Annotated in this window: 20 protein-coding genes; 4 read left to right on the forward strand and 16 right to left on the reverse strand. The window is 63.2% G+C overall.

Annotated elements, in window-relative coordinates; genetic code table 11:
• Positions 1-297: 297 nt before the first annotated feature.
• The 3 genes from ACK56M_RS05180 to ACK56M_RS05190 all read left to right on the forward strand — a co-directional run bounded on the left by ACK56M_RS05180 (position 298) and on the right by ACK56M_RS05190 (position 4316).
• Positions 298-795, forward strand: coding sequence for a sigma-70 family RNA polymerase sigma factor (locus ACK56M_RS05180; protein WP_085665003.1), 498 nt, complete (start codon positions 298-300; stop codon positions 793-795).
• A 20-nt stretch (positions 796-815) separates the two neighbouring features.
• The gene (locus ACK56M_RS05185) at positions 816-1778 is read left to right on the forward strand and encodes a FecR family protein (RefSeq protein ID WP_061551932.1); all 963 of its coding nucleotides are present in this window, start codon (positions 816-818) and stop codon (positions 1776-1778) included.
• 108 nt (positions 1779-1886) lie between these two features.
• The gene (locus ACK56M_RS05190) at positions 1887-4316 is read left to right on the forward strand and encodes a TonB-dependent siderophore receptor (RefSeq protein ID WP_100413267.1); all 2430 of its coding nucleotides are present in this window, start codon (positions 1887-1889) and stop codon (positions 4314-4316) included.
• Between the two features lie 191 nt (positions 4317-4507).
• Here ACK56M_RS05190 and ACK56M_RS05195 read toward each other — a convergent pair whose 3' ends face one another.
• The 4 genes from ACK56M_RS05195 to ACK56M_RS05210 are packed head-to-tail and all read right to left on the reverse strand — an operon-like array spanning position 4508 to position 7953.
• On the reverse strand, positions 4508-5665 hold the full coding sequence (locus tag ACK56M_RS05195) for a betaine/proline/choline family ABC transporter ATP-binding protein (RefSeq protein ID WP_054573159.1): 1158 nt from the start codon (positions 5663-5665) through the stop codon (positions 4508-4510).
• Positions 5662-6315 (reverse strand): ABC transporter permease, encoded by a 654-nt coding sequence (locus ACK56M_RS05200; RefSeq protein WP_013971042.1) that lies wholly within the window; start codon positions 6313-6315, stop codon positions 5662-5664. The genes ACK56M_RS05195 and ACK56M_RS05200 overlap by 4 nt, the downstream gene beginning before the upstream one ends.
• On the reverse strand, positions 6312-7226 hold the full coding sequence (locus ACK56M_RS05205) for a glycine betaine ABC transporter substrate-binding protein (protein WP_013971043.1): 915 nt from the start codon (positions 7224-7226) through the stop codon (positions 6312-6314). The genes ACK56M_RS05200 and ACK56M_RS05205 overlap by 4 nt, the downstream gene beginning before the upstream one ends.
• A 13-nt stretch (positions 7227-7239) precedes the next feature.
• Positions 7240-7953, reverse strand: coding sequence for an ABC transporter permease (locus ACK56M_RS05210; RefSeq protein WP_054573157.1), 714 nt, complete (start codon positions 7951-7953; stop codon positions 7240-7242).
• A 559-nt stretch (positions 7954-8512) separates the two neighbouring features.
• Here ACK56M_RS05210 and ACK56M_RS05215 point away from each other — a divergent pair.
• On the forward strand, positions 8513-10096 hold the full coding sequence (locus tag ACK56M_RS05215) for a peptide chain release factor 3 (RefSeq protein WP_003257876.1): 1584 nt from the start codon (positions 8513-8515) through the stop codon (positions 10094-10096).
• Between the two features lie 129 nt (positions 10097-10225).
• On the opposite strand, the gene ACK56M_RS05220 is transcribed toward ACK56M_RS05215, so the two are convergent.
• The 12 genes from ACK56M_RS05220 to ACK56M_RS05275 all read right to left on the reverse strand — a co-directional run bounded on the left by ACK56M_RS05220 (position 10226) and on the right by ACK56M_RS05275 (position 25028).
• The gene (locus ACK56M_RS05220; protein WP_015269034.1) at positions 10226-11305 is read right to left on the reverse strand and encodes a polyamine ABC transporter substrate-binding protein; all 1080 of its coding nucleotides are present in this window, start codon (positions 11303-11305) and stop codon (positions 10226-10228) included.
• A gap of 52 nt (positions 11306-11357) precedes the next feature.
• Positions 11358-11699 carry a cupin domain-containing protein gene (locus ACK56M_RS05225; RefSeq protein ID WP_015269035.1) on the reverse strand — a complete coding sequence of 114 codons (342 nt, stop codon included), beginning with the start codon at positions 11697-11699 and terminating at the stop codon, positions 11358-11360.
• A 34-nt stretch (positions 11700-11733) separates the two neighbouring features.
• Positions 11734-13140: an NAD(P)/FAD-dependent oxidoreductase gene (locus ACK56M_RS05230; protein ID WP_411959290.1), complete on the reverse strand. Its 1407-nt coding sequence runs from the start codon at positions 13138-13140 to the stop codon at positions 11734-11736.
• Between the two features lie 64 nt (positions 13141-13204).
• Entirely contained in the window at positions 13205-14014 is an 810-nt protein-coding gene (locus tag ACK56M_RS05235; RefSeq protein ID WP_085720770.1) for an AraC family transcriptional regulator, read from the reverse strand.
• 371 nt (positions 14015-14385) lie between these two features.
• The gene (locus ACK56M_RS05240) at positions 14386-15354 is read right to left on the reverse strand and encodes a peptide ABC transporter ATP-binding protein (RefSeq protein WP_015269038.1); all 969 of its coding nucleotides are present in this window, start codon (positions 15352-15354) and stop codon (positions 14386-14388) included.
• Positions 15354-16322, reverse strand: a complete 969-nt coding sequence (locus tag ACK56M_RS05245; protein WP_054573153.1) for an ABC transporter ATP-binding protein — start codon at positions 16320-16322, stop codon at positions 15354-15356. The genes ACK56M_RS05240 and ACK56M_RS05245 overlap by 1 nt, the downstream gene beginning before the upstream one ends.
• A gap of 10 nt (positions 16323-16332) precedes the next feature.
• Positions 16333-17259, reverse strand: coding sequence for an ABC transporter permease subunit (locus ACK56M_RS05250; RefSeq protein WP_015269040.1), 927 nt, complete (start codon positions 17257-17259; stop codon positions 16333-16335).
• A 10-nt stretch (positions 17260-17269) separates the two neighbouring features.
• Positions 17270-18280: an ABC transporter permease subunit gene (locus tag ACK56M_RS05255; protein WP_012316108.1), complete on the reverse strand. Its 1011-nt coding sequence runs from the start codon at positions 18278-18280 to the stop codon at positions 17270-17272.
• Positions 18281-18371: 91 nt separating this feature from the next.
• Positions 18372-19982, reverse strand: a complete 1611-nt coding sequence (locus tag ACK56M_RS05260; RefSeq protein WP_170976269.1) for an ABC transporter substrate-binding protein — start codon at positions 19980-19982, stop codon at positions 18372-18374.
• 77 nt (positions 19983-20059) lie between these two features.
• On the reverse strand, positions 20060-21439 hold the full coding sequence (locus ACK56M_RS05265) for an OprD family porin (protein WP_041506249.1): 1380 nt from the start codon (positions 21437-21439) through the stop codon (positions 20060-20062).
• Positions 21440-21663: 224 nt separating this feature from the next.
• The gene (locus ACK56M_RS05270; protein WP_411959291.1) at positions 21664-23256 is read right to left on the reverse strand and encodes an ABC transporter substrate-binding protein; all 1593 of its coding nucleotides are present in this window, start codon (positions 23254-23256) and stop codon (positions 21664-21666) included.
• A gap of 146 nt (positions 23257-23402) precedes the next feature.
• On the reverse strand, positions 23403-25028 hold the full coding sequence (locus tag ACK56M_RS05275; protein WP_102083572.1) for an ABC transporter substrate-binding protein: 1626 nt from the start codon (positions 25026-25028) through the stop codon (positions 23403-23405).
• Positions 25029-25196: the final 168 nt, after the last annotated feature.

Consider the following 25196-nt stretch of genomic DNA (forward strand, 5'->3'; position numbering starts at 1 on the left):
TGCCATTTGAATAACCGACCCATGTGACCGGCTGATGTTCCCCGGAGTGTTTCAAGCGTAAAAAATAGTGGAATGGAGCGCGTTGGCTCCTTCGCGGGCACGCCCACTCCCACAGGCATCTCGCGGTTCCTGTGGGAGCGGGCGTGCCCGCGAAAGGGCCTCAGGTGTTCATATTTATGGCCACATTTCCCTGGCACTGCCGTGCATGAAAAAGACGATAAATTTTTTGTTACCGACTGGCGGAATTGCCGCCATTGATGAGAAACATTACTATTCGCACCCTTGTCTGCCTCCCTGATGACCCCGACCGTGTCCGGACCCAAAGGCTTCCTCGACCACTACCATGAGCTGATCGGCACCTGGACGCGCAAGTTGCGCAGTCGACAGCAGGCCGAGGACCTCACCCACGATGCCTTTGTCCGGGTACTGGAAAACCCGCGCGAGCAGGTCGAGCAGCCACGCGCCTACCTGCACCAGACCGCACGCAATATTGCCGTGGATGGTTTCCGGCGCGAGGACCGCCGCCAGGCCCTGGAGCTGGAAGCCTTCGATGAAAGCGTGGCCGCCAGTGGCGACCCCGAGGCCTACGTGCATGCGCTGGAGCTGGCCGACAGTGTCGAGCGGGCGCTGGCCGAACTGCCGCTCAATTGCCGGCAGGTGTTCATCTGGCAGAAGCTCGAAGGCCTGACCCAGGCCGAGATCGCCGAGCGCATGGGGTTGAGCAAGAACATGGTCGAAAAGTATATGATCCGCACGCTCCGGCATCTGCGTGAGCACCTGGATGTGTCGGCATGATGAGTCAGGAGACCTTTTCGATGAAACAGCACGGTACCGATACCGTCCGCGAGCAGGCGGCCGCGTGGTTCGCCCGGGTGCAGGATGCGCCTCGCGATGCCGGGCTGCAGGCGCAGCTGCACGCCTGGCTGGAAGGTGATGCACGGCACCGTGATGAGTACCAGCAGCTCGCCCGCCTGTGGCAGGCCACCGACTTCATCCCGCGCCAGCGCCTGGAAGCGCTGTGCCAGCCGGCACCGGTACGCCAGTTGCCACGTCGGCGCTTCGTGCGCCAGGCCTTGGCCGCCAGCGTGGCCGCACTGGCGTTGGGCCTGGGCTGGGGCGGCTGGCACTACCAGCAACTGAATCACCAGGGCAGCTTGCAGACTGCCTTCAACGAACGCCGCCAGGTCGAACTGCCGGATGGTTCGCACCTTGAACTCAACGGCAGCACGCAAGTGCAGGTCGCTTTCAGCGCTGGCCAGCGGCATGTCCGGCTGATGGCGGGCGAGGTGATGTTCACCGTCGCACACGACAGTGGCAGACCGTTCGTGGTCGACACCGCCCAGGGCAGCGTGACTGTCACCGGTACCCGTTTCGACGTCCGCCTGGACCCGGCCAGCACCCGCGTGGCGGTGGAGCAGGGCTCGGTGCGTGTGCAGGGCAAGGGCGCCTCGCTGGCGCAGCTCACGGCGGGCCAGGGCTCGCATATAGATGCACAAGGCCAGGTGGCGGCGCCCTATGCGGTGAATACCGGCGCCCTGACTGCCTGGCGCCAAGGCAGGCTGGTGTTCGACAACGCCACCTTGGCCGAGGTGGTGGCCGAGGCCTCGCGTTACCGCAGCCAGCCGCTGCGGGTCGCCCCCGGCAAAGTCGCGCAGCTGCGGCTGTCCAGCACCTTCAGTACCGACGATACCGATGCGCTGCTGCGTGCCTTGCCGAGCATCCTGCCGGTGGCCATCAAGGCCCATGAAGATGGCTCGCGCGAAATAATCGCGAAATAGATTCAGGTTTTTTTCCGCTCGTTCGTCTTCCCCGCCAGCTGCAACTGCCAAGCATTTCCATTTGCATGCGGTTGGCGTTTATTCCGTATTCCAGGAAGTTTCGACGACGTGAACAACAACAAGCCCTTCCCACGCTTCCGCGCCCTGGCGCTGGCCTTGGCGGTCAGCGCCGTGGCCGTCAACAGCCAGGCCGCAGACGCCGGCAGCACTATCCAGATTCAGGCCCAATCCTTGGCATCGGCGCTGAACCAACTGGGCCAGCAGACCAACCTGCAGCTGTTCTTCAGCCCCGACCTGGTGGCCGGCAAGCAGGCCCCGGCGGTGTCCGGCCAGCTGGCGCCCGAGCAGGCGCTGCAGCAGTTGTTGCAAGGCAGCGGCCTGACCTACGAGATGTCCCAGGGCACCGTGGTGGTCAAGCCGGCCCAGGCCGATGGCACCCTCACCACCGGTAGCCTGGAGCTGGCACCCACCGACGTCAAGGTGGTGGGTGACTGGCTGGGCGATGCTCAGCAGAGCGTGGTGCAGAACCACCCCGGCGCGCGCACCGTGGTGCGCCGCGAGGCGATGGTGGAAAAGGGCGCAATGAACGTGCGTGACGTGCTGCGCGGCATCCCCGGCGTTCAGGTGCAGGACTCCAACGGTACCGGCGGTAGCGACCTGTCGCTGAACGTGGGCGTTCGCGGCCTGACTTCGCGCCTGTCGCCACGCTCCACGGTGCTGATCGACGGCATTCCGGCCGCTTTCGCGCCCTATGGCCAGCCGCAGCTGTCGATGGCGCCGATTTCCTCGGGCAACCTCGACAGCATCGACGTGGTGCGTGGCGCCGGTTCCGTGCGTTATGGCCCGCAGAACGTCGGTGGGGTGATCAACTTCGTTACCCGGGCGATCCCGGAGAAGGCCTCGGCCGAGCTGTCCACCACCTTGGAAACCTCCCAGCATGGCGGCTGGAAACACACCGAGTCGGCCTTCGTCGGCGGCACGGCGGACAACGGCATGGGCGTGGCGCTGCTGTACACCGGGGTGAATGGCAACGGCTACCGTGAAAGCAACAACGGCAACGACATCGACGACGTCATCCTCAAGACCCACTGGGCGCCGACCGACGTTGACGAGTTCTGGCTCAACTTCCACTACTACGACGGCCGAGCCGACATGCCTGGCGGCCTGACCCAGGCGCAATACGACAGCAACCCGTACCAGTCGCTGCGCGACTACGACTACTTTGCCGGCCGGCGCAAGGACGTGTCGTTCAAGTGGCAGCGCCAGCTCGACGACGCCACCCAGTTCGAAGTGCTGACCTACTACACCGACAGCTTCCGCGGCAGCGCCATTGCCTCGCGCGACATGAAGACCCTGTCGTCGTATCCGCGCAACTACCATACCTTTGCCATCGAACCGCGGCTGTCGCGGATCTTCTTCGCCGGCCCGACCACCCAGGAAGTCAGCGTGGGTTACCGCTACCTGAAGGAAGCGATGCGTGAGCAGTCGACCCGCCTGGCGCTGATCGACAACGTGCCGACGCCGACCCCGACCTCCGACGGCCATGTGTTCCAGGACCGCAGCGGTGGTACCGAGGCCAGTGCCTACTACATTGACGACAAGATCGACGTGGGTAACTGGACCATCACCCCAGGTATCCGCTTCGAGCATATCAACACCGACTGGCGCGACCGCCCGGTGCTCGGTGCCAACGGCCAGCCGGTGCCGGAGAAGAAACGCAGCATCACCAGCAACGAGCCACTGCCGGCGCTGAGCGTGATGTACCACATCTCCGATGCGTGGAAAGTGTTCGCCAACTACGAGACCTCGTTCGGTAGCCTGCAGTACTTCCAGCTGGGCCAGGGTGGTACGGGCAACAGTACGGCCAATGGCCTGGAGCCGGAAAAGGCCAAGACCTACGAAATCGGTACCCGCTATGACAATGGCGGCTTTGCTGGTGAGCTGACGGCGTTCTACATCGACTTCGATGACGAACTGCAGTACATCAGCAACGATGTGGGCTGGACCAACCTCGGTGCGACCAAGCACCAGGGTATCGAGGCCTCGGTGCGCTATGACCTGGACGGTCTGGACCCGCGCCTGGAAGGGCTGTCGGTGAGCGGCGGCTACACCTATACCCGCGCTACTTATGAAGGGGACATCCCTGGCTTCGAGGGCCGTGACCTGCCGTTCTATTCACGCCAGGTGGCCACTGCCGGCGTGCGTTACGCGGTCAATCACTGGACCTGGAACCTGGATGCCTACGCCCAATCCAAGCAGCGCGCGCCGGGTACCGGGATCAATGCCGATGGCAGCTTCAACGGCGACTACATCACCGAGCCGAGTGCGGACGGGCAGTTTGGCGATATCCCGGGTTATGTGACCTGGCATGCCCGTGGCGGGTATGAGTTCGGGCCCCAGATGTCCAACCTGAAGCTGGCGGCGGGGGTGAAGAACCTGTTCGACAAGCAGTACTTCACCCGCTCCAGCGACAACAATGCCGGCATCTATGTGGGTGAGCCACGGACCTTTTACGTGCAGGCCAGTGTAGGGTTCTGACACCGCGTCGCCTGCTTCGCGGGTTTACCCGCGAAGAGGCCGGCACAGGCAATCCATTACTTGGGTTTTGAGCCGAGATTGCCGGGGCCGCTTTGCGGCCCATCGCGACACAAGGCCGCTCCTACAGAGGAGCGCGATCTGCTGTAGGAGCGGCCTTGTGTCGCGAAAGGGGCGCAGCGCGCCCCCGGCGATTACGAAACCACCGCCTCGGCCGGCGAGACAATGCTGGTCTTGGCCCCCCGCGAGCGCCCCGAACTCAGGTAAGCCGCAATCGACTCCTGCGTCACCTCGCCCAGGAACACCTGTTCGGCATCCAGCACCGGCAGCCACGCCCGGTTGAACTCGTACATCCGCGACAGCAGGATGCGCAAATGCTCATCATGCGACGCCGTGGCATTGAACGGCCGCAGGAAGTCGCCACAAGTCCCTTGCTGGCGATGCATGTCACGCCGGCGCACGTAGCCCAGTGCCTTGTTCTGCGCATCGGTCACCACCACGTAACGGCGGTCGTGCTCGTCCAGCAGCTCGAGTGCATCGCTCACCGGCGTCTGCGGGCTCACCGATGGCGCGTTGTCCGCCGCATCCTCCGCACGTACCAGCAGCAGGCGCTTGAGGGTGCTGTCCTGGCCGACGAAGTTGCTGACGAACTCGTCCGCCGGGTGCGCCAGCAAGGTGTCCGGGTGGTCCAGCTGCAACAGCTTGCCGGCGCGGAAGATGGCGATCTTGTCGCCCAGCTTGATCGCTTCGTCGATGTCGTGGCTGACCATGATCACGGTCTTGTTCAAGGCCCGCTGCATCTCGAAGAACTCGTTCTGGATCATCTCGCGGTTGATCGGGTCGACCGCGCCGAACGGCTCGTCCATCAGCAGCACCGGCGCTTCCGCCGCCAAGGCGCGGATCACGCCGATACGCTGCTGCTGCCCGCCGGACAGCTCGCGCGGGTAGCGCTGCAGGTACTGCTTGGGCTCCAGCTTGATCATGTGCATCAGCTCGCGGGCGCGTTCATGGCACTTCTGTTTGTCCCAGCCGAGCAGGCGCGGCACCACGGTGATGTTCTCCTCGATGGTCATGTTGGGGAACAGGCCGATCTGCTGGATGACATAGCCGATATGCCGGCGCAGGGTGACTTCGTCCAGCCCGGTGGTGTCTTCGCCATTGATGAATACCTGGCCGGAAGTGGGCGTGATCAGGCGGTTGATCATTTTCAGGGTAGTGCTCTTGCCGCAGCCCGAGGGGCCGAGGAACACGCAGATTTCCCCTTCGTTGACGGTGAGGCTTACCGAGTCGACGGCTTTGACGTCCTTGCCGTTGACGTTGAAGGTTTTGCTGAGGTTCTTCAGTTCGATCATGAGCGCAGTCCTTCTGGAGTCAGGGCACGTTGCAGGGTTTGCAGGAGCAGGTCGGCGATGATCGCCAGCAGGCTGACCAGCACGGCGCCGACCAGCAGCATCGACATGTCGCTGCGGCTGATGGAGGTGAGGATGAGTACGCCAAGGCCGCCGGCGCCGATGGTGGCGGCGATGGTCATCACGCCGATGTTCATCACCACGGCGGTGCGCACACCGGCGAGGATCACCGGCACTGCGATGGGCAGTTCGACCATGCGCAGGCGCTGGCCGAAGGTCATGCCGATGCCACGCGCGGCTTCACGGATGCCGGGTTCGACGTTGGTCAAAGCCAGGTAGGTGTTGCGCATGATCGGCAGCAGTGAGTAGAGGAACACCGCAGTGATCGCCGGCAGCGGCCCCAGGCCCTGGCCGAACCTGGAGTAGAACGGCAGCAGCAGGCCGAACAGGGCGATCGAGGGAATGGTCAGCAACACCGTGGCACTGGCCTGCAATGGGCCGGCGACGGCCGGGAAGCGGGTCATGAGGATGCCCAGCGGTACGCCGACGATGATCGCCAGGCCCACGGCGACGCCGACCAGCATGATGTGTTGCCAGGTCAGCTGCAGTACCTGGGCCCAGTCGAGGTGGGCGAACGTGTCGAGCAGGCTCATGGTTGTACCTCGCCAGGCATTGGGTGGTCACGCAGGAAGGCGGCGGCCACCTTGGTCGGGTTCTGGTGTTCGACGTCGACCTTGGCATTGAGCTGGCGCATGGTTTCGTCATCCAGTTGCTCGGCCAGAGGCTTGAGCAGGCCGGCCAGTTGCGGGTTGGCGTCGAGCACCTGTTTGCGCACCACCGGGGCGGCGGTGTAGTCGGGGAAGTAGTGCTTGTCGTCTTCCAGCAGCTTGAGGTTGAACGCGTTCAAGCGACCATCGGTGGTGTACACAAGGCCGGCGAACACCTGGTTGTTGTGCATGGCGGTGTAGACCAGGCCGGCATCCATCTGGCGGATGTTGGCGCGGCCCACTTGCAGGTCGTACATCGCTTTCAGGCCTACCAGGCCGTCCGGGCGGTTGGCGAACTCGGTGTCCAGCGCCACCAGGTGGTTGCGGTGGCTTTCGTCACGTAGTACCTGGTTGAGGTCGCTGATCGAGTTGATCTGCGGATAAGCCTCGGCGACCTGCTTGGGCAGGCCCAGCGCATAGGTGTTGCTGAACTTCGACGGGGTCAGCCAGATCAGGTCCTTCTTCGCGTCCAGTGCCTTGACCTTGGCGTAGGTGGCCTCGGCACTGGGCATGCGCTCGTCGATATGGTTGTACGACACCAGTGACACGCCGGTGTATTCCCACATCAGGTCGAGCTGGCCGGTTTCCTGGGCCTGGCGTGCGATGTTGCTGCCAAGGCCGCTGGTGACGCGCACATCAAAACCGTTGGCGCGCAGGTATTGCGCGGTGATTTCGGCAAGTACGGTCTGTTCGGTGAACACCCGCGCGCCGATACGGACAAGTGGTTTTTCCGCTGCCTGGGCAAATCCTGCGAACAGCAGGGTCGCGCCCAACAACAAGGCGATTCTCTTGTTCATATGTTCCCTCTCGTTATCCAGCCAGGCCACGTTCCAGCCAGCGCTTGCTGGAGAAACTCACCGCTGCGTCCAGCGCCAGCGCCAGTAGTGCGGTGCAGGCAGCCCCCAGCAGCAGTTGTGGCTGGTTGTTCAGGGCGATGCCGGGGAAGATCAGGCTGCCCAGGCTGTTGGCGCCAATCAGGAACGCCAGCGGTGCGGTGCCGACGTTCAGCGCCAGGGCCACACGCACGCCACCAACGATGATTGGCACGGCGTTGGGCAGCTCCACCTGCCAGAGTTGCTGGCGCGGAGTCATGCCGATGCCGGTGGCGGCTTCCTTGAGCGAGGCGGGGACGTTTTTCAGGCCCTCGTAGGTGTTGCGCACGATGGGCAGGAGGGAGGCGAGGAACAGCGCGAAGATCGCGGGCCCGGCGCCGATGCCCAGGATACTCAGGGCGATGGCCAGAACGGCCAGGGGAGGGATGGTGTTACCAACGTTGAAGAACTGCATGAAGCGTTCGGCTTTGTCGACCCGGTGCGGTCGACTTAACGCAATGCCGGCGGGGATGCCCACGGCGAGCGCCGCCGCCATCGAAGCCAGCACCAGTACCAGGTGCGCTTGCAGGTAGAACCCAAGATCGTCGCGATACCGCGCGATCGTGTCGATGCCGATCCAGTGGACCAGCAGGGCCAGGATGACGAGCACGGAGGCCCATCCCAACAGCCCTTTTCCGTAGCGTTTTGCCACAGGCGGACTCCTTGTGTAGTCGGCGAGCACACTTCTTGGTTGCCGACCAGTCCTGGCGGCGGGTGGTGTGTTCGCGAGTAGCAGCGTGACGCACGCCGAAGGCTGCGATCAGGCTATGAGCCGAACCCCGTCGGGCCCGAAAATGCTGATGAAAAAAGCTCCCCAACCGAAGCGGGTTGCAGGGGAGTGGACGTCTCCGTGGGCGTAAAGGTTCCCATCTGGGGCGGCATTTGGCCAGCGTTAATCACTGGCTGGTTGGAAAATTGACGAGAGAAAGCAACGGGTTGGTGCGCTGTAGGCGTTGAAATAACTGCCCTTTGGCCATTTGTCGTGATAAAGCGGCTGGTTGTTGAATTTGTAATGGCAGTGCCGGCCTCTTCGCGGGCACGCCCGCTCCCACAGGGATCTCCACTGCTGTGCAGGCCTGTGCAGTACCGGTGGGAGCGGGCGTGCCCGCGAAAGGGCCGGAACAGGCACCGCCGGTTCAGCAAATTTTGGTCCCGGCCCAACTTCAGGTATGATATCGCCCCTTTTTAATCCCCCAGTCAGGCGATTTCCCATGACCAACCAGGCCGCCGAAGTCGCGAAGCGCCGCACTTTCGCAATCATTTCCCACCCCGACGCCGGTAAGACCACCATCACCGAGAAGCTGCTGCTGATGGGCAAGGCCATTGCCGTCGCCGGTACCGTGAAGTCGCGCAAGTCCGACCGCCACGCCACCTCCGACTGGATGGAAATGGAGAAGCAGCGCGGCATCTCCATCACCACCTCGGTGATGCAGTTCCCGTACCGCGAGCACATGATCAACCTGCTCGACACCCCCGGCCACGAAGACTTCTCGGAAGACACCTACCGCACCCTGACCGCGGTGGACTCGGCGCTGATGGTGCTCGACGGCGGTAAAGGTGTAGAGCCACGTACCATCGCCCTGATGGACGTGTGCCGCCTGCGCGACACGCCGATCGTCAGCTTCATCAACAAACTCGACCGCGACATCCGCGACCCTATCGAACTGCTCGACGAGATCGAAGCCGTGCTGAAGATCAAGGCCGCGCCGATCACCTGGCCGATCGGTTGCTACCGCGACTTCAAAGGCGTGTACCACCTGACCGGTGACTACATCGTGGTGTACACCCCGGGCCACGGCCACGAGCGCACCGAAGCCAAGATCATCCAGAAGCTGGATTCGGACGAAGCCCGTGCCCACCTGGGCGACCAGTACGATTCGTTCGTCGAACAGCTGGAGCTGGTGCAGGGCGCCTGCCACGAGTTCAACCAGGAAGAGTTCATCAACGGCCAGCTGACCCCGGTGTTCTTCGGTACCGCGCTGGGCAACTTCGGTGTCGACCATGTGCTTGACGCCGTCGTCGACTGGGCGCCGCGCCCGCTGGGCCGTGTGGCTCACGAGCGCACCGTGGAGCCTGTGGAAGAGAAGTTCACCGGTTTCGTGTTCAAGATCCAGGCGAACATGGACCCGAAACACCGCGACCGCATCGCCTTCATGCGCATCTGCTCGGGCAAGTACGAGAAGGGCATGAAGATGCGCCACGTGCGCATCAACAAGGACCTGCGCATCGGCGACGCGCTGACTTTCTTCTCCTCCGAGCGTGAGCAGCTGGAAGAGGCCTATGCCGGCGATATCATTGGCCTGCACAACCACGGCACCATCCAGATCGGCGACACCTTCACCGAAGGCGAGGCGCTGGGCTTCACCGGTATTCCGCACTTCGCTCCGGAGCTGTTCCGCCGCGTGCGCCTGAAGGACCCGCTGAAATCCAAGCAGCTGCGTCAGGGCCTGCAACAGCTGGCCGAAGAAGGTGCGACCCAGGTGTTCTTCCCTGAGCGCAGCAACGACATCATCCTCGGTGCAGTCGGTGTGCTGCAGTTCGACGTGGTCGCCAGCCGCCTGAAGGAAGAGTACAAGGTCGAGTGCGCCTACGAGCCGATCACCGTGTGGTCGGCCCGCTGGATCGGTTGCGACGACAAGAAGAAGCTTGAGGAGTTCCAGAACAAGGCCATGGAGAACCTGGCCATCGACGGTGGCGGGCACCTGACCTACTTGGCGCCGACCCGCGTCAACCTGTCGCTGATGGAAGAGCGTTGGCCGGACATCAAGTTCCGCGCTACCCGCGAGCACCACTAAGTATTGAAATGGGGCTGCGTTGCAGCCCTTCGCGGGCACGCCCGCTCCCACAGGGAATCACTACACCTGAAGGTTACGCGATACCTGTGGGAGCGGGCGTGCCCGCGAAGGGCCGCAAAGCGGCCCCATTCAGTTCCCGGCCTTGATACTGGTCCAGATCCGCGTGCGAATACGGTCGATCTTGGCCGGCATCGCCTCCAGCGCATACAGCTTGCCCATTACTTCCTCGCTCGGGTAAATCATCGTATTACCCTTCATCGCCGGATCCACCAGCCCGTCCGCCTTGAGGTTGCCGTTGGCGTATTGCACATGGTTGCTGATGTTGGCCATCACCTCTGGCTGCAGCAGGTAGTTCATGTAGGCATACCCGGCCTTTTCGTCCGGTGCATCGGCCGGCATGGCAACCATGTCGAACCACATCGGTGCGCCTTCCCTGGGTATCGAGTAGCCCACTTTCACCCCGTTCTTCGCCTCCTCGGCGCGGTTCTTCGCTTGCAGCACATCCCCCGAGAAGCCCACCACCACGCAGATGTCGCCATTGGCCAGGTCGCCGGTGTACTTCGAGGAGTGGAAGTAGCTGATATACGGTCGCACCTGCATCAGCAGCGCCTTGGCCTTGTCGTAGTCCGCCGGGTCCTGGCTGTGGTGCGGCAGGCCCAGGTAGTGCAGGGCGATCGGTAGCAGTTCAGGGCCGTTGTCCAACACCGCGACGCCGCAGCTTTTCAGCTTGCTCATGTACTCGGGCTTGAAGATCAGGTCCCAGGAGTCCACCGGGGCATCGTCGCCCAGCACTGCCTTGACCTTGTCGATGTTGTAACCGATGCCGGTGCTGCCCCACAGGTATGGGAAACCGTACTGGTTACCCGGGTCGTTCACTTCGAGCGCCTTGAGCAGCACCGGGTTGAGGTTGTGCCAGTTGGGCAATTGCGACTTGTCCAGGCGCTTGAGGGCCTTGCCCTGGATTTGCCGGGCCATGAAATGGTTGGACGGAAACACCACGTCGTAGCCGGAGTTGCCGGTCATCAGCTTGCCGTCGAGGGTTTCGTTGCTGTCGTAAACGTCGTAGGTGGGCACGATACCGCTGGCTTGCTGGAAGTTCTTCAGTGTGTCGGGGGCAACGTAGCTGGACCAGTTGTAGATCTTCACCGTTTCGGCGGCGCCGGCCACGCTGGCGGCCAGCATCAGGGGGGCGAGAAGGAGCGTGCGCATGTCGGGGTTACCTTGCTTTGTGTGTTGTTATCGAAGGCAGGCGATCAGCGGATCAGAAGACAAGAACGTAGGTTTTGCGCACGGTCTCCTGGATGTCCCAGGTGCCAGTGCTGTTGGCCGGTAGCATCAGTGCGTCTCCGGCTTCTATGAGCAGGGGCTCGCCACCGTCGGGAGTGAAGGTGCAGCGGCCCTTGATGAAATGGCAGAACTCCTGCTGCACGATCTGCCGCCGCCAGCGCCCGGGGGTGCACTCCCAGATGCCGGTTTCGACGCCGTCGCTGCGTTCCACGCAGGTGACCGAAGTCACTGCAACGGGGTCGCCAAGCGGCACCGTGACCGGGTTGGAGCTGTCGAGCACGGCGCTGTCGGTGTTCTTGAAATGGGTGATGCTCATGACCGGTAAATCCTGTGTCAGTGAGGGGGAAAAATCAGCGCATGAAGCCTTCCATGAAGTCCGCAAGATTGCTGGCAAGGCGCCGCCTCCAGGGCGCACTGGCGGGGTTGGCGAGGGTCCGGTCCTCGTGGACGAAGCTCTGGATGATCGCGTTGTAGCCCAGCCATCGGCAGGGCTCGGGTGGCCAGCTGGCCAGGCTTGAAAGCGGGCGGTTGTCGAGCACCCAGGGTTGCGCGGTCAGTTCGTTGTGCTGGTTGAGGATCAGCGCGGCCAGGGTGCGCCCGCCCAGGTTGGTGGCGCCGACGCCTTCGCCGCCGTAGCCGCCCGCCAGGGCGATGCCGCGTTGACGGTCGCAGAGCATGTGCGGGCGGAAGCGCCGCGCCATGCCCAGGTTGCCGCCCCAGGAATGGGTGATGCGTGCGTGCTTCAACTGTGGGAACAACTCGCTGAACAGGTAGCGGCGCAGCTCGATTTCCTGTTCGTCGAGGTTGAAGTTTTCGCGCAGGCGGCCACCGAAGCGGTAGCCGCCACGGGCGCCGAATACCAGGCGGTTGTCGGCGGTGCGCTGGCCGTAAGTGACCTGGCGGCTGCTCTCGCTGAACGCCTGGCCCTGGTTCAGGCCGATCTGTTGCCAGGTGGCCTCCGGCAGTGGTTCGGTGGCCACCAACAGGCTCTGTACCGGCAGCTGATGTTTACCCAGTGGCGGCAGGCTGACGGCATAGCCCTCCACGGCGGGTACCGTCCATTGGCAACGGATGCGCGCCAACGGGGTGCGCACCTCACCCGGCTGCCAGTCGATGGCTGGGGTGTTTTCGTAGATGGTTACGCCCAGCGCTTCTACCGCCCGGGCCAGGCCACGCGCCAGCTTGGCGGGTTGGATGGTTGCGGTGTGCGGGCTGTAGATGGCGCCATAGGCGTTGCTGACCCGCAACTGAGCGTCAAGCTGTTCGGGGCGCAGCCAGCGGTAGTCGTCCTCGGTCATGCCTTGGCGATAAAGGTCGTCTAGGTAGGCGCGCAGGCTGCGCTCCTGTTCCGGGTAGCGCGCGGCGCAGTAGAGCACGCCGCCTTTGCGGTAGTCGCAGTCGATGCTCTCGCGATGCAGTACGCGGTGTACTTCATCGGGAATGCCATGCAGCAGGTCGATGCTGGCGCGGCGTTGTTGCGGTGAAAGGGTGGCCAGCAGGCGGTCTTCGCCGAGCAGGTTGCCCATCAGCCAGCCGCCGTTGCGCCCCGAAGCGCCGAAGCCGGCGATGTTGGCGTCGATTACCGCGATGTTCAACTGTGGCGCCTGGCGCTTGAGGTAGTAGGCGGTCCACAGGCCGGTGTAGCCAGCGCCGATGATGCACACATCCGCGTCCAGGTCCTGACGCAGGGCCGGGCGGGTGCACAACGGCTCGTCGAGCTGGTCCATCCACAGGCTGAGCGTGCGCAGGGGTTGCATCGGGTTCGGCTCCACATCCGTCAAGGTCTGTGGGCGATCCTAGTGGTGTCGGCGGGCGGCTGTCCTACGTGCGTGCACGCAGGGAAATTTGCTTCAGGTACGCCTTGGGCGTAAGCCCGGTGTGTTCGCGGAAACACTTGTAGAACGCCGACAACGAGTTGAAACCGGCATTGAACGCCAGCTCGTCGATCGTGGCCTCGATGCTGTCGTTATCAAGGCTGGCCATCAGGTGCTGCAGGCGGGCCTGGTTGACGTAGCGGTAGAAGCTTTGCCCGAGCACCTGGTTGAGCAGGTAGGAGATCTGGTTGCGGCTGTAGCCGCTGGCGTCGGCCACCTGCTGCAGGTCCAGCTCCGGGTCCAGGTAGGGGCGCTGGCGCTGGAAGTAGTGTTCCAGGTCCTGGGCCATGGTCGACAACTGCCTCGGCGACAGGCCCAGGCGGCTGGTGGCCGGGCGTGGGCCACTGCTGGCGTGGCCGCTGCCATTGCGGCGGACCAGCGTGGCATATTCGTTGACCTGCCAGATCAGGCCGTCCTTGACGGTAATCGCCTCGCTGGACTGGAACGCCACCAGGCCGTCGCCGCCCTGGACCGTGACCTGGTACTGGATGAACGCGGTACAGCCGTCGACGCGGATGCGGTCGCTGTGCACGATATCTTCGCCGGCTTCATGGGGCAGGCAGGCGCGCACGTAGTCGCGCAGTTCCTGGTAGCCGAGCACGCGGTTCTGGAAAAAGTCGTGGTACTGAATGTCGGGGTGGTAGAGCGACATGACGCCGTCGAGGTCGCGGTGCTTCCAGCACAGGTGGTAGCGCAGCACGGTGTCGGCGGTGAGCGGGGTCTGCTCGGGGCCGTCGGGGAGGGTGGTGGCGGTCATGAGCCTGATAGTGCATTGCAGAACACCCAGCTGCAAGGGGGCGGATCCGGCATATTGCACGGTTTTGCCAAGCGGCTTGGGGCGTAAGCCGTTGATTTGGTTGAGAGTGATTTTTTGACAGGGATGGCATGGCGAGTGCACCGGTCTGTTCAACATCGAACAAGGAGAAAGGCCATGCGCTCGATACTGCTCTGGATGATTGGGGTGCCGATTCCGGTGATTATCCTGATCTGGTTCTTTATGCATTGAAATTATTGGGGCCGCTTTGCGGCCCATCGCGACACAAGGCCGCTCCTACAGGAGATCGTGGTCCCTTGTAGGAGCGGCCTTGTGTCGCGATGAGCTGCAAAGCAGCCCCGGCTATCTAAAGGCTAAAGAAACTGCTCGGCATAGTGACAAGCCACCTGCCGGGTACTCACCTGCCTGAGCGCCGGCACCTCCTTGGCACACCGCTCGGTCGCATACGGGCAGCGCTTGTGAAACGCACACCCCTCCGGCGGGTTCAGCGGGTTGGGCAACTCCCCGGCAATGCGGATCTTCGGCTTCAAAGGGTCCGGGTGAATCGCCGGCGTCGCCGACAGCAGCGCCTGGGTATATGGGTGCAACGGCCTTTCGTAGATATCTTCTTTCGGCCCCATCTCCGCCGGCCGGCCGAGGTACATCACCAGCACCTGATCGGCCACATGCCGCACCACCGCAAGGTTGTGCGAAATAAACACGTAGGCGGTGTTGAACTCATTCTGCAAGTCCATGAACAGGTTCAGCACCTGGGCCTGGATCGACACGTCCAGCGCCGAGGTCGGCTCGTCCGCCACCAGCACCTTGGGCTGCAGCATCATTGCCCGGGCCAGGGCAATACGTTGGCGCTGGCCACCGGAGAACATGTGCGGGTAACGCTGGTAATGCTCGGGGCGCAGGCCGACCTGTTCCATCATCTTCTGCACCTTTTCTCGCCGCTCGGCCTTGCTCAGCGAGGTGTTGATCAGCAGCGGCTCGGCCAGCTGGTCACCAATCTTCTGCCGTGGGTTGAGCGAGGCGTAGGGGCTCTGGAACACCATCTGCACATCGCGGCGCAGTTGCTTGCGCTCGCTCTTGCTGGCGCCTTTCACTTCGGTGCCGGCAATTTGCAGCGAGCCGGACGACGGCTCTTCGATCAGAGTCAGGGCGCGGGCCAGGGTCGACTTGCCGCAGCCGGATTCGCCGACCACGGCCAGGGTCTTGCCGGCCTCCAGTTCGAACGACACGCCATTCAGCGCGCGGACCAGGGCGTGCCCCTTGAACAGCCCACGGGAGACTTCGTAATGCCGGGTCAGCTCCCGGGCGGATAGAACGACGGCCATCACGCCACCTCCTGGTTCAGCGGGTAGAAGCAACGCACCAGGCCATGGGCCTGGGGATCGAGGGGCGGGCGCTGGCGCCGGCAGTTGTCCTGCACGTACGGGCAGCGCGGTGACAGCAGGCAACCCACGGGGCGGTCGTAGCGGCCGGGGACGATGCCAGGCAGGGTGGCCAGGCGTTCGGCACCGATGCTGTGCTCGGGGATCGCCGCCAGCAACGCTTCGCTGTAGGGGTGGGCGGGCACGTCGAACAGCTCCGGCACCTGGCCCACTTCCACGGCCTGGCCGGCGTACATCACGCACACCCGCCTGGCCGTTTCGGCGACCACGGCGAGGTCGTGGGTGATCAGGATGAGCGCCATGTTGCGCTCCTTCTGCAGGTTGACCAGCAGCTCCATGATCTGCGCCTGGATGGTCACGTCCAGCGCAGTGGTGGGTTCGTCGGCAATCAGCAGCTTGGGTTCGCCGGCAATCGCCATGGCAATCGCCACGCGCTGGCTCATGCCGCCGGACAGCTGGTGCGGGTAGGCGTCCAGGCGGCTTTCCGCAGCCGGGATCTCGACCTTCTTCAGCAGCTCCAGGGCACGCTGGCGCGCGGCCTTGCCCTTCAGGCCCAGGTGCTGGCGCAGCACTTCCTCGATCTGGTAACCCACGGTGTAGCTGGGGTTGAGCGCGGTCATCGGGTCCTGGAAAACCATGGCGATGTCCTTGCCCACTACCTTGCGTCGCTGGCGACCGCTGAGCTTGAGCATGTCGGTGCCGTCGAAGGTGAGCGAGTCGGCGGTGATGCGCCCGGGGGCGTCGATCAGGCCCATCAGGGCCATCATGGTCACGGACTTGCCCGAGCCGGATTCGCCGACGATGGCCAGGATCTCGCCGGCTTCCACCGTCAGGTCCAGGCCATCGACTACCGGTACCGCATTGGTGTCGCCGAAGCGCACGTTCAGGTTGTTGATCTGCAACAGTGACATGGCGTTCTCCTCAGGCGGCGTTCTTGAGTTTCGGGTCCAGCGCATCGCGCAGGCCGTCGCCCATCAGGTTGATTGCCAGCACACTGAGCAGAATGGTCAGGCCGGGCAGGCTCACCACCCACCAGGCGCGCTCGATGTAGTCACGGGCCGAAGCCAGCATGGTGCCCCACTCCGGGGTCGGCGGCTGTACGCCAAGGCCAAGGAAGCCCAGGGCGGCGGCGTCGAGGATGGCCGAGGAGAAGCTGAGGGTGGCCTGCACGATCAGCGGTGCCATGCAGTTGGGCAGCACGGTGACGAACATCAGCCGTGGCAGCCCGGCACCAGCCAGGCGTGCGGCGGTGACGTAGTCGCGGTTCAGCTCGCCCATCACGGCGGCGCGGGTCAGGCGCACGTAGGATGGCAACGACACGATGGCGATGGCGATCACGGTGTTGATCAGGCCTGGGCCGAGGATGGCGACGATGGCCACCGCCAGCAGCAGCGAGGGCAGGGCGAGCATCACGTCCATCAGGCGCATGATCGACGGGCCGAGCAGTTGCGGGAAGAAACCGGCCAGCAGGCCCAGCAGGATGCCAGGGATCAGCGACATCACCACCGACGACAGGCCGATCAGCAGCGAAAGCCGTGCGCCCTGGATCAGCCGCGAAAGCAGGTCGCGGCCCAGTTCGTCGGTGCCGAGGATGAACTGCCAGCTGCCACCTTCGAGCCACACCGGTGGGGTCAGCAGGAATTCGCGGTACTGCTCGCTCGGGTCGTGCGGGGCGACCCACGGCGCGAACAGCGCGCAGAACACTACCAGGCACATGAAGGCCAGGCCCATCACCGCGCCTTTGTTGCGGGCGAAGGCTTGCCAGAATTCTTTGTATGGCGAGGGGTAGAGCAGGCTCTGGTCCACCGGGCTGGCCGGCGTGACGGATTTCGGAATCGGGCTAGTCATGGCGAAGGCCTCAGCGCTGATGACGGATGCGTGGGTTGGCCAGGCCGTAGAGGATATCCACGACGAAGTTGACCAGGATCACCAGGCAGGCGATCAACAGGATGCCGTTCTGGACCACGGGGTAGTCACGGGCACCGATGGCTTCGATCAGCCACTTGCCGATGCCCGGCCAGGAAAAGATGGTTTCGGTCAGCACCGCACCGGCCAGCAACGTACCGACCTGCAGGCCGAATACGGTCAGTACCGGGATCAGCGCGTTGCGCAGGCCGTGCACGAACACCACGCGGGCCGGCGACAGGCCTTTGGCGCGGGCGGTGCGGATGTAGTCCTCGCGCAGCACTTCGAGCATCGACGAGCGGGTCATGCGGGCAATCACCGCCAGCGGGATGGTGCCGAGCACGATGGCCGGCAGGATCAGGTGCATCACCGCGTCCTTGAACGCACCTTCCTCGTCGCTGAGCAGGGTGTCGATGAGCATGAAGCCGGTCTTCGGCTCGATGTCGTAGAGCAGGTCGATGCGCCCGGACACCGGGGTCCAGCCCAGGCTTACCGAGAAGAACATGATCAGGATCAGGCCCCACCAGAAGATCGGCATCGAATAACCCGCCAGCGAAATGCCCATCACCCCGTGGTCGAACAGCGAACCGCGCTTGAGCGCGGCGATCACCCCGGCCAGCAGGCCGACGATGCCGGCGAACAACAGGGCGGCGAAGGCCAGTTCGAGTGTGGCCGGGAACAGGGTGAGGAACTCGCTCCAAACGCTCTCGCGGGTGCGCAGCGATTCACCGAGGTCACCCTGGGCCAGCTTGCCGACGTAGTCCAGGTACTGGACCGGCAGCGGCTTGTTCAACCCCAGGCGCTCCATGGCCTGGGCATGCATTTCGGGGTCGACCCTGCGCTCGCCCATCATCACTTCCACCGGGTCGCCGGGGATCAGGCGTATGAGCGCGAAGGTCAGCAAGGTGATACCGAAAAAGGTCGGTATCAGCAGGCCAAGGCGCCGGGCAATAAAGCTCAACATTGTCGGGGTTACCTCATCAGGCCGTGGGGCGATCAGCCCGCTACGGTGGTGCCGCCGGTTCCCGTGTGGGTTGCCGGCGGTCGTTGTTGTTCTACTTCACCTTGGTTGTGGCGAAGTTGTTGTTGGTCAGAGGGTTGATCACGTAGCCCTCCACGTTGTCACGCATGGCGGTGAACATCTTCGGATGGGCCATGCTGATCCAGGGTTGTTCGTCATCGTACACTTTCAATGCCTCGTTATAGAGCCTTGCACGCTCGTCGTTGTCGATCACTTCGCGGGCGCGGCTGATCAGCTCCTGGAACTTGGGGTTGCACCAGCGTGCATAGTTCTCGCCGCTTTTGGCGGCATCGCAACTGAGCAGCGGGCTGAGGAAATTGTCCGGGTCGCCGTTGTCGCCGGCCCAGCCGGTGGACACCAGGTCGGCCTCGCCCTTCTTGGCCCGGCGCAGCATTTCGGCCCACTCCATCACGCGGATGTCCAGCTTCAGTCCGATCTGCTTGAGGTCAGCCTGCAGCATCTCGGCAGACAAGCGCGGGTTGGGGTTGGTCGGGCCGCCGCCGTTGCGCGTGAACAGGGTGATTACCGTACCTTCGGGCACGCCCGCCTGCTTGAGCAGATCGCGCGCCTTGGCCAGGTCGCGGGGTGGGTTTCTGTTCTCGTTGTTGTAGCCGATCATGGTCGGCGGGTACGGGTTCACGCCGACCAATGCGTTGCCTTTGCCGAACAACTGGTCGACATGGGTCTGGCGGTCGAAGGCCATGTTGATGGCTTTGCGCACGCGAACGTCGCTCAGGTATTTGTGTTCGGTGTTCATCGAGATGTAACCGGTGACCAAGGCCTCGATCTCCTCGACCTTGAGTTTCGGGTCCTGCTTGATCGACGGCACGTCATCGGGCTTGGGATAGAGCGCTACCTGGCACTCGTTGGCGCGCAGTTTCTGCAGGCGCACATTGCTGTCGGTAGCGATGGCGAAGACCAGCGCATCGGCCGGTGGCTTGCCGCGGAAATAGTCCGGGTTGGGCTTGAAGCGAACCTGGGCATCCTTGTTGTAACGCTGGAAGATGAACGGGCCGGTGCCGATCGGCTTGCTGTTCAACTCGGCAGCCTTGCCAGCCTTGAGCAACTGGTCGCCGTATTCGGCGGAGTAGATCGAGGTGAAGCCCATGGCCATGTCGCGCAGGAACGGCGCTTCCGGTCGGGTAAGGGTAATCACCACGGTGTGCTCGTCGGCCTTGCTGACCGACTTGAGCAGGTCCTTGAAGCCCATGCTCTCGAAGTACGGGTATCCGACGCTGGTCTTGTCATGCCATGGATGGTTCGGATCGAGCTGGCGATTGAGGCTCCACAGGACGTCATCGGCGTTGAAGTCGCGGGTGGGCTTGAAGTAGTCGGTAGTGTGGAACTTCACGCCCTGGCGCAGATGGAAGGTGTAGGTCAGGCCATCGGCTGAAATGGCCCAACGCTCGGCCAGGGCCGGCTGGACTTCGGTGGTACCGGGCTTGAAGTCGACCAGGCGATTGAACACCGTCTCGGCCGAGGCATCGGCGGTGACCGCAGTGGTGTACTGGACGATGTCGAACCCTTCCGGGCTGGCTTCGGTGCACACCACCAATGGTTTGGCCGCCAGTTGCGTGGCACCGCCCAGAAGCAGTGCGGCCAGGGCCAGGCGCAGTGGCCGCGATTTCATGAAAGCTCTCTGCATGGGTTGAAACTCCCTGCTTGCATTGATTCCAGCGTAGCCGCCACGGCCCGCAGCGAAGCAGGCCGTGGCGCCGGCGGTCAGAGAATGTTGAATGGAATGGTGGTAACCACCCGGAACTCATCCAGGCTGCCATCGCCCTGGGCCTTGCTGGCGCGGTGCGCGGTGTAGGTGGCACGGATGCTGGTGTCTTTCAATGGCCCGCTCTGTACCGCGTAGCTGGTGCCGAAGCCCCACTCGTAGTGGGTTTCGCCATCCAGGCCGTTCACGTCGTAGGCGGTACCGCGGTAATGGGTACCATCGATGCCCCAGCCGCGGGCGTTGTACAGGTTGAACTTCAGGCCCGGCACGCCGTACGGCGCCATGTTCAGCACGTAGGAAATCTGCAGCGATTTCTCGTTGGGGCCGTTGAAGTCCGACAGCAGCGAGTTGGCCAGGTAGATGCCGTTGGTTTCGTGCAGGTAGTCGAAGTACTCGTTGCCGTTGACCTGCTGCCAGGAGGCGCTGAGGGTGTGGGCCTGATGGGTCAGGCCGAACGACAGGCTGTAGGTGTCGTTGTCGATATCGCCCATCTTCTTGCTGCCGGCGTCGACGGTCTTGTAGTAGTTCAGGCCGGTGCTCAGGCTTAGCACTGCACTATCACCGAGCACATGGTTGGCGCCGAAGTAGTACTGGTTCCAGAAGTCGTCGACCTTGGTGGCGTACAGGCTGGTGCTCAGGCTCTTGAACGGCTGGTAGTTGATGCCGGCGGTGCTGGCGCGGTCGGTCTCCACGCCAGTGGCGCTGTACTCGGTGCGGAACTTGCTGAGGCTCTGTTCGGTACGTGGCGAGACGCGGTCGAAGGTGCCCAGGTCGAAGCTCAGGTTGTCGAATTCGGCACTGTGCAGGAACGCGCCCTGGAAACTCGAGGGCAGGGCGCGGTTGCCGATGTAGGCGATCATCGGCGTGTCCACCGATTGGCGGCCGACGGTGAGCGTGGTGTTGGACACCCGCGCCTTGACGTTGGCCAGGCCCATCTTGCTCCACTGGCCGACCGGGTCGCCGTCGCTGTGGGTCAGGGTGCGGTTGTTGGGGCCGGCGACGTCCTCGCGGTTCTGCAGCAGGGCGATGGCATTGTAACCGGCGGCTTCGACGGCGAAGCCGACGGTGCCCTGGGTGAAACCGGAACTGTAGTTGAGGATGGTGCCCTGCACCCAGTTCTCGCGGCTGTGGGTGTCGTGGCGGGTGCCGTCGCTCTTGTAGTACTTCCACAGCGGGGCGCGTGCGGCGCGCTCGCGGGCATACCAGTTGCGGGTGCTGCCGGACAGGCTCTGGCCGTCGACGAAGCCGCTGGCCTGCTCCTGCTCGCTGCTGCCTTTGAGGGTGATGGGCACGTATTCCTGGCTTTGCGGGTCTGCCTGGGTCACGGTGGATAAGGCACTGATGGATAAAGCCAGTGCGGTCAAGGTGAATAGTCTCAAGGTTAAAGCTCCCTTTCTGTTCTTCTAGTTATTGCCTGGCCTTGTGGGCCGGGCTTCTTGCTGCGGTGTTGCCAGGGTTGCCCGGGGTCACCGGGCAGAATCGGGGCGTTGTGTTGGCTGTGCCGGCCTCTTCGCGGGCGCGCCCGCTACCACAGGTTTCGTGAACCTGAGGAGAACCCTGTGGGAGCGGGTTTACCCGCGAAGAGGCCGGTACCGGCTAATGCTCAATCAACACTCACACCGGAAAAATCGTTGCGCCCGAAAGGGCTGACCTTGAATTCGGAAACCTTGATGCTCAGCGGTTGGTTGACCGTTGAATGTGCCACCGGGGTAATCGGCACCTGCTGCTTGAGCCGCTGCTGGGCCTGCTGGTACAGGGCGGTGCGCTGCGCGCGGTCGGTGACCTGCTTGGCCTGCTTGACCAGGCTGTCGTACTGCGGATCGCACCACAGCGAGTAGTTGTTGCTGCCGATGGCATCGCAGTTGTAGAGGGTGCCCAGCCAGTTGTCCGGGTCGCCGTTGTCCCCGGTCCAGCCGATCAGGGCGATATCGTGCTCGCCGCTTTTCATGCGCTTGAGGTACTCGCCCCATTCATAGCTGACAATGCGCACCTTGAAGCCGAGCTTGCTCCAGTCGGCCTGGAGCATTTCCGCCATCAGCTTGGCGTTTGGGTTGTACGGGCGCTGCACCGGCATGGCCCACAGGGTGATCTCGGTGCCCGGCTTGACTCCGGCCTGCTGCAGTAGCTGTTTGGCCTTTTCCGGATCGAAGGGGGCGTCCTTGATGCTGTCGTCATAGGACCACTGGGTTGGCGGCATGGCGTTGACTGCCAGCTGGCCGGAATCCTGATACACAGCCTGGATGATCGCCTGCTTGTTCACTGCCATATCCATTGCCTGGCGCACTTCCAACCGGTCGAACGGTGGGTGTTGAGTGTTGTAGGCGATATAGCCGAGGTTGAAGCCAGGCTGCTGCAGCACCTGCAGTTTGCTGTCGGCCTTGAGCGCCGGCAGGTCGGCGGGGCGCGGGTGCAGGGTGACCTGGCATTCGTTGCGGCGCAGCTTCTGGATGCGCACCGAAGGGTCGATGTTGATCGAGAACACCAGATTGTCGATCTTCACGTCCTGCGGTGACCAATAGGCCTTGTTGCCCTTGTAGCGGATCTGCGAATCCTTCTGATAACGCTGGAACACGAACGGGCCGGTGCCGATCGGTTGCTGGTTGATGTCGCTGGGGCGCCCGCTGGCCATCAGCTGTTCGGCGTATTCGGCAGACAGGATGGAAGCGAAGCTCATGGCCAGGTTCTGGATGAACGCGGCATCGACCTTGTTCAGGGTGAACACCACGGTCAGTGGATCGGTCTTTTCGACGCGGGCGATGTTCTTGTCCAGGCCCATGCTGATGAAATAGGGGAACTCGGTCGGGTAGGCCTGGCGGAACGGGTGGTTCTTGTCGAGCATGCGGTTGAAGGTGAACAGCACGTCGTCGGCGTTGAAGTCGCGGCTCGGTGCAAAGGCCTTGTTGCTGTGGAATTTCACCCCTTCGCGCAGGTGGAAGGTGTAGCGCAGGCCATCCTCGGACACCTCCCAGCGGGTCGCCAGGGCAGGGTGCACGGCAGTGCCGCCGCGTTCGAACTCGACCAGGCGGTTGTAGAGCGGTTCGGCGGCATCATTGTCGGTGGCGCTGGTGTACTGGGCGGTGTCGAAGCCGGCGGGGCTGCCTTCGGAGCAGAACACCAGGTTGTTGGCCAGCAAGGCCGGCGATTGGCTGATCAGGCCCAGGGCCAGCAGGGCGGAAACTCGGGTGGTATGGCGCATGGCAAGTCCTTTTACGTCTGTTTGCGCCGCCTCGGGGTACGAATGGCGGCAACAGGTCGCCGACCCCGCTGCGGATGGCAGCGGGACGACATGGAGGGGGACGAGGTTGGCGGGGCACCCGCAGCTCGGCGGGTGCCTTGGCTAGCCTATTTGTCCACGCTGACGCCGTAGAAGGAGTTCAGCGCGAACGGGCTGATCTTGAAGTCCTTCACCTTGGCGCTCATGGGCTGGTACACGGTGGAGTGGGCGATCGGGGTGATCGGCACCTGCTCCTTGAGGATGTGCTGTGCCTGCTGATACAACTCGGTGCGCTTGGCCTGGTCGGAAGTGGCCTTGGCCTGCTTGATCAGGTCGTCGTAGGGCTTGTAGCACCATTTGGAGAAGTTGTTGCCGTTCATGGCGTCGCAGCCGTACAGGGTGCCCAGCCAGTTGTCCGGGTCACCGTTGTCACCGCTCCAGCCGATCAGCATGGCGCCCTGTTCGCCGCCTTTGGAGCGCTTGATGTACTCGCCCCATTCATAGCTGACGATCTTGGCCTTGATGCCGACCTTGGCCCAGTCGGATTGCAGCATCTCGGCCATCAGCTTGGCATTGGGGTTGTACGGGCGTTGCACAGGCATCGCCCACAGGGTGATTTCGGTGCCTTCCTTGATGCCGGCTTCCTTGAGCAGTTGCTTGGCTTTTTCAGGGTCGAATGGCGCGTCCTTGATGCTGTCGTCATAGGACCACTGGGTCGGGGGCATGGCGTTGACTGCCAGTTGGCCGGCGCCCTGGTAGACCGACTCGATGATCTTTTTCTTGTCCACGGCCATATCCAGCGCCTCGCGGACCTTCAGCTGGGCCAGCGGGTTGGGCTCGTTGCTGCCCTTGACCTTGTCCATCACGTTGTAGGCGATGTAGCCGAGGTTGAAGCCGGCTTGCTGCGGCATCTGCAGCTTGGGGTCCTGTTTCAGCGGCTGGATGTCGGCAGGGCGCGGGAACAGGGTGACCTGGCACTCGTTCTTCTTCAGCTTCTGCATGCGCACAGAGGCGTCGGTGGTAATGGCGAAGATCAGGTTGTCGATCTTCACGTCATCAGGTTGCCAGTAGTCCTTGTTGCCCTTGAAGCGGATCTGCGCGTCCTTCTGGTACTTGCTGAACACGAACGGGCCAGTGCCGATCGGCTTCTGGTTGATGTCGGCGGCCTTGCCGTCCTTGAGCAACTGGTCGGCGTATTCGGCGGACTGGATCGAGGCGAAGCTCATGGCCAGGTTCTGAATGAATGCGGCGTCGACTTCGTTGAGGGTGAACCTGACGGTATGTTCGTCGAGCTTCTCCAGCCTGGCGATGTTCTTGTCCATGCCCATGTCGGTGAAGTATGGGAACTCGGTGGGGTAGGCCTTGCGGAACGGGTGGTCCTTGTCGAGCATGCGGTTGAAGGTGAACAGCACGTCGTCGGCGTTGAAGTTGCGGGTGGGCTTGAAGTAGTCGGTGGTGTGGAACTTGACCCCTTCGCGCAGGTGGAAGGTGTAGGTCTTTCCGTCGTCGGAGACTTCCCACTTGGTCGCCAGCCCCGGGATGACTGCCGTGCCGCCACGTTCGAACTGGGTCAAGCGGTTGAACACGGTCTCGGCCGAGGCGTCAAAGTCAGTCCCTGTGGTGTATTGGCCCGGGTCGAAGCCGGCCGGGCTGCCTTCGGAGCAGAACACCAGGTTGGACGCTGCGAGGGCCGACGGTGCGCCGGAGAGCAAGCCTGCGCCTAGCAGGAACGGAATGACTGCGTGTTTGAGCATGGTGGCCTCATTGTTGTCATTTTTCGATTGAGGTGGCCTCGTGAGCCGACCTGCGGATACTAATGCAGGGGGTGTTCCCAATGCAATATGCGGAGGGATAGTTGGCGCCAGAAAAGTGGTACGAGCGTACATGGATGTCGCATTGATATAACTTTCGAAGAAGTTAAA

The organism is Pseudomonas sp. s4, from assembly GCF_046764235.1.
Lineage (GTDB): Bacteria > Pseudomonadota > Gammaproteobacteria > Pseudomonadales > Pseudomonadaceae > Aquipseudomonas > Aquipseudomonas asiatica.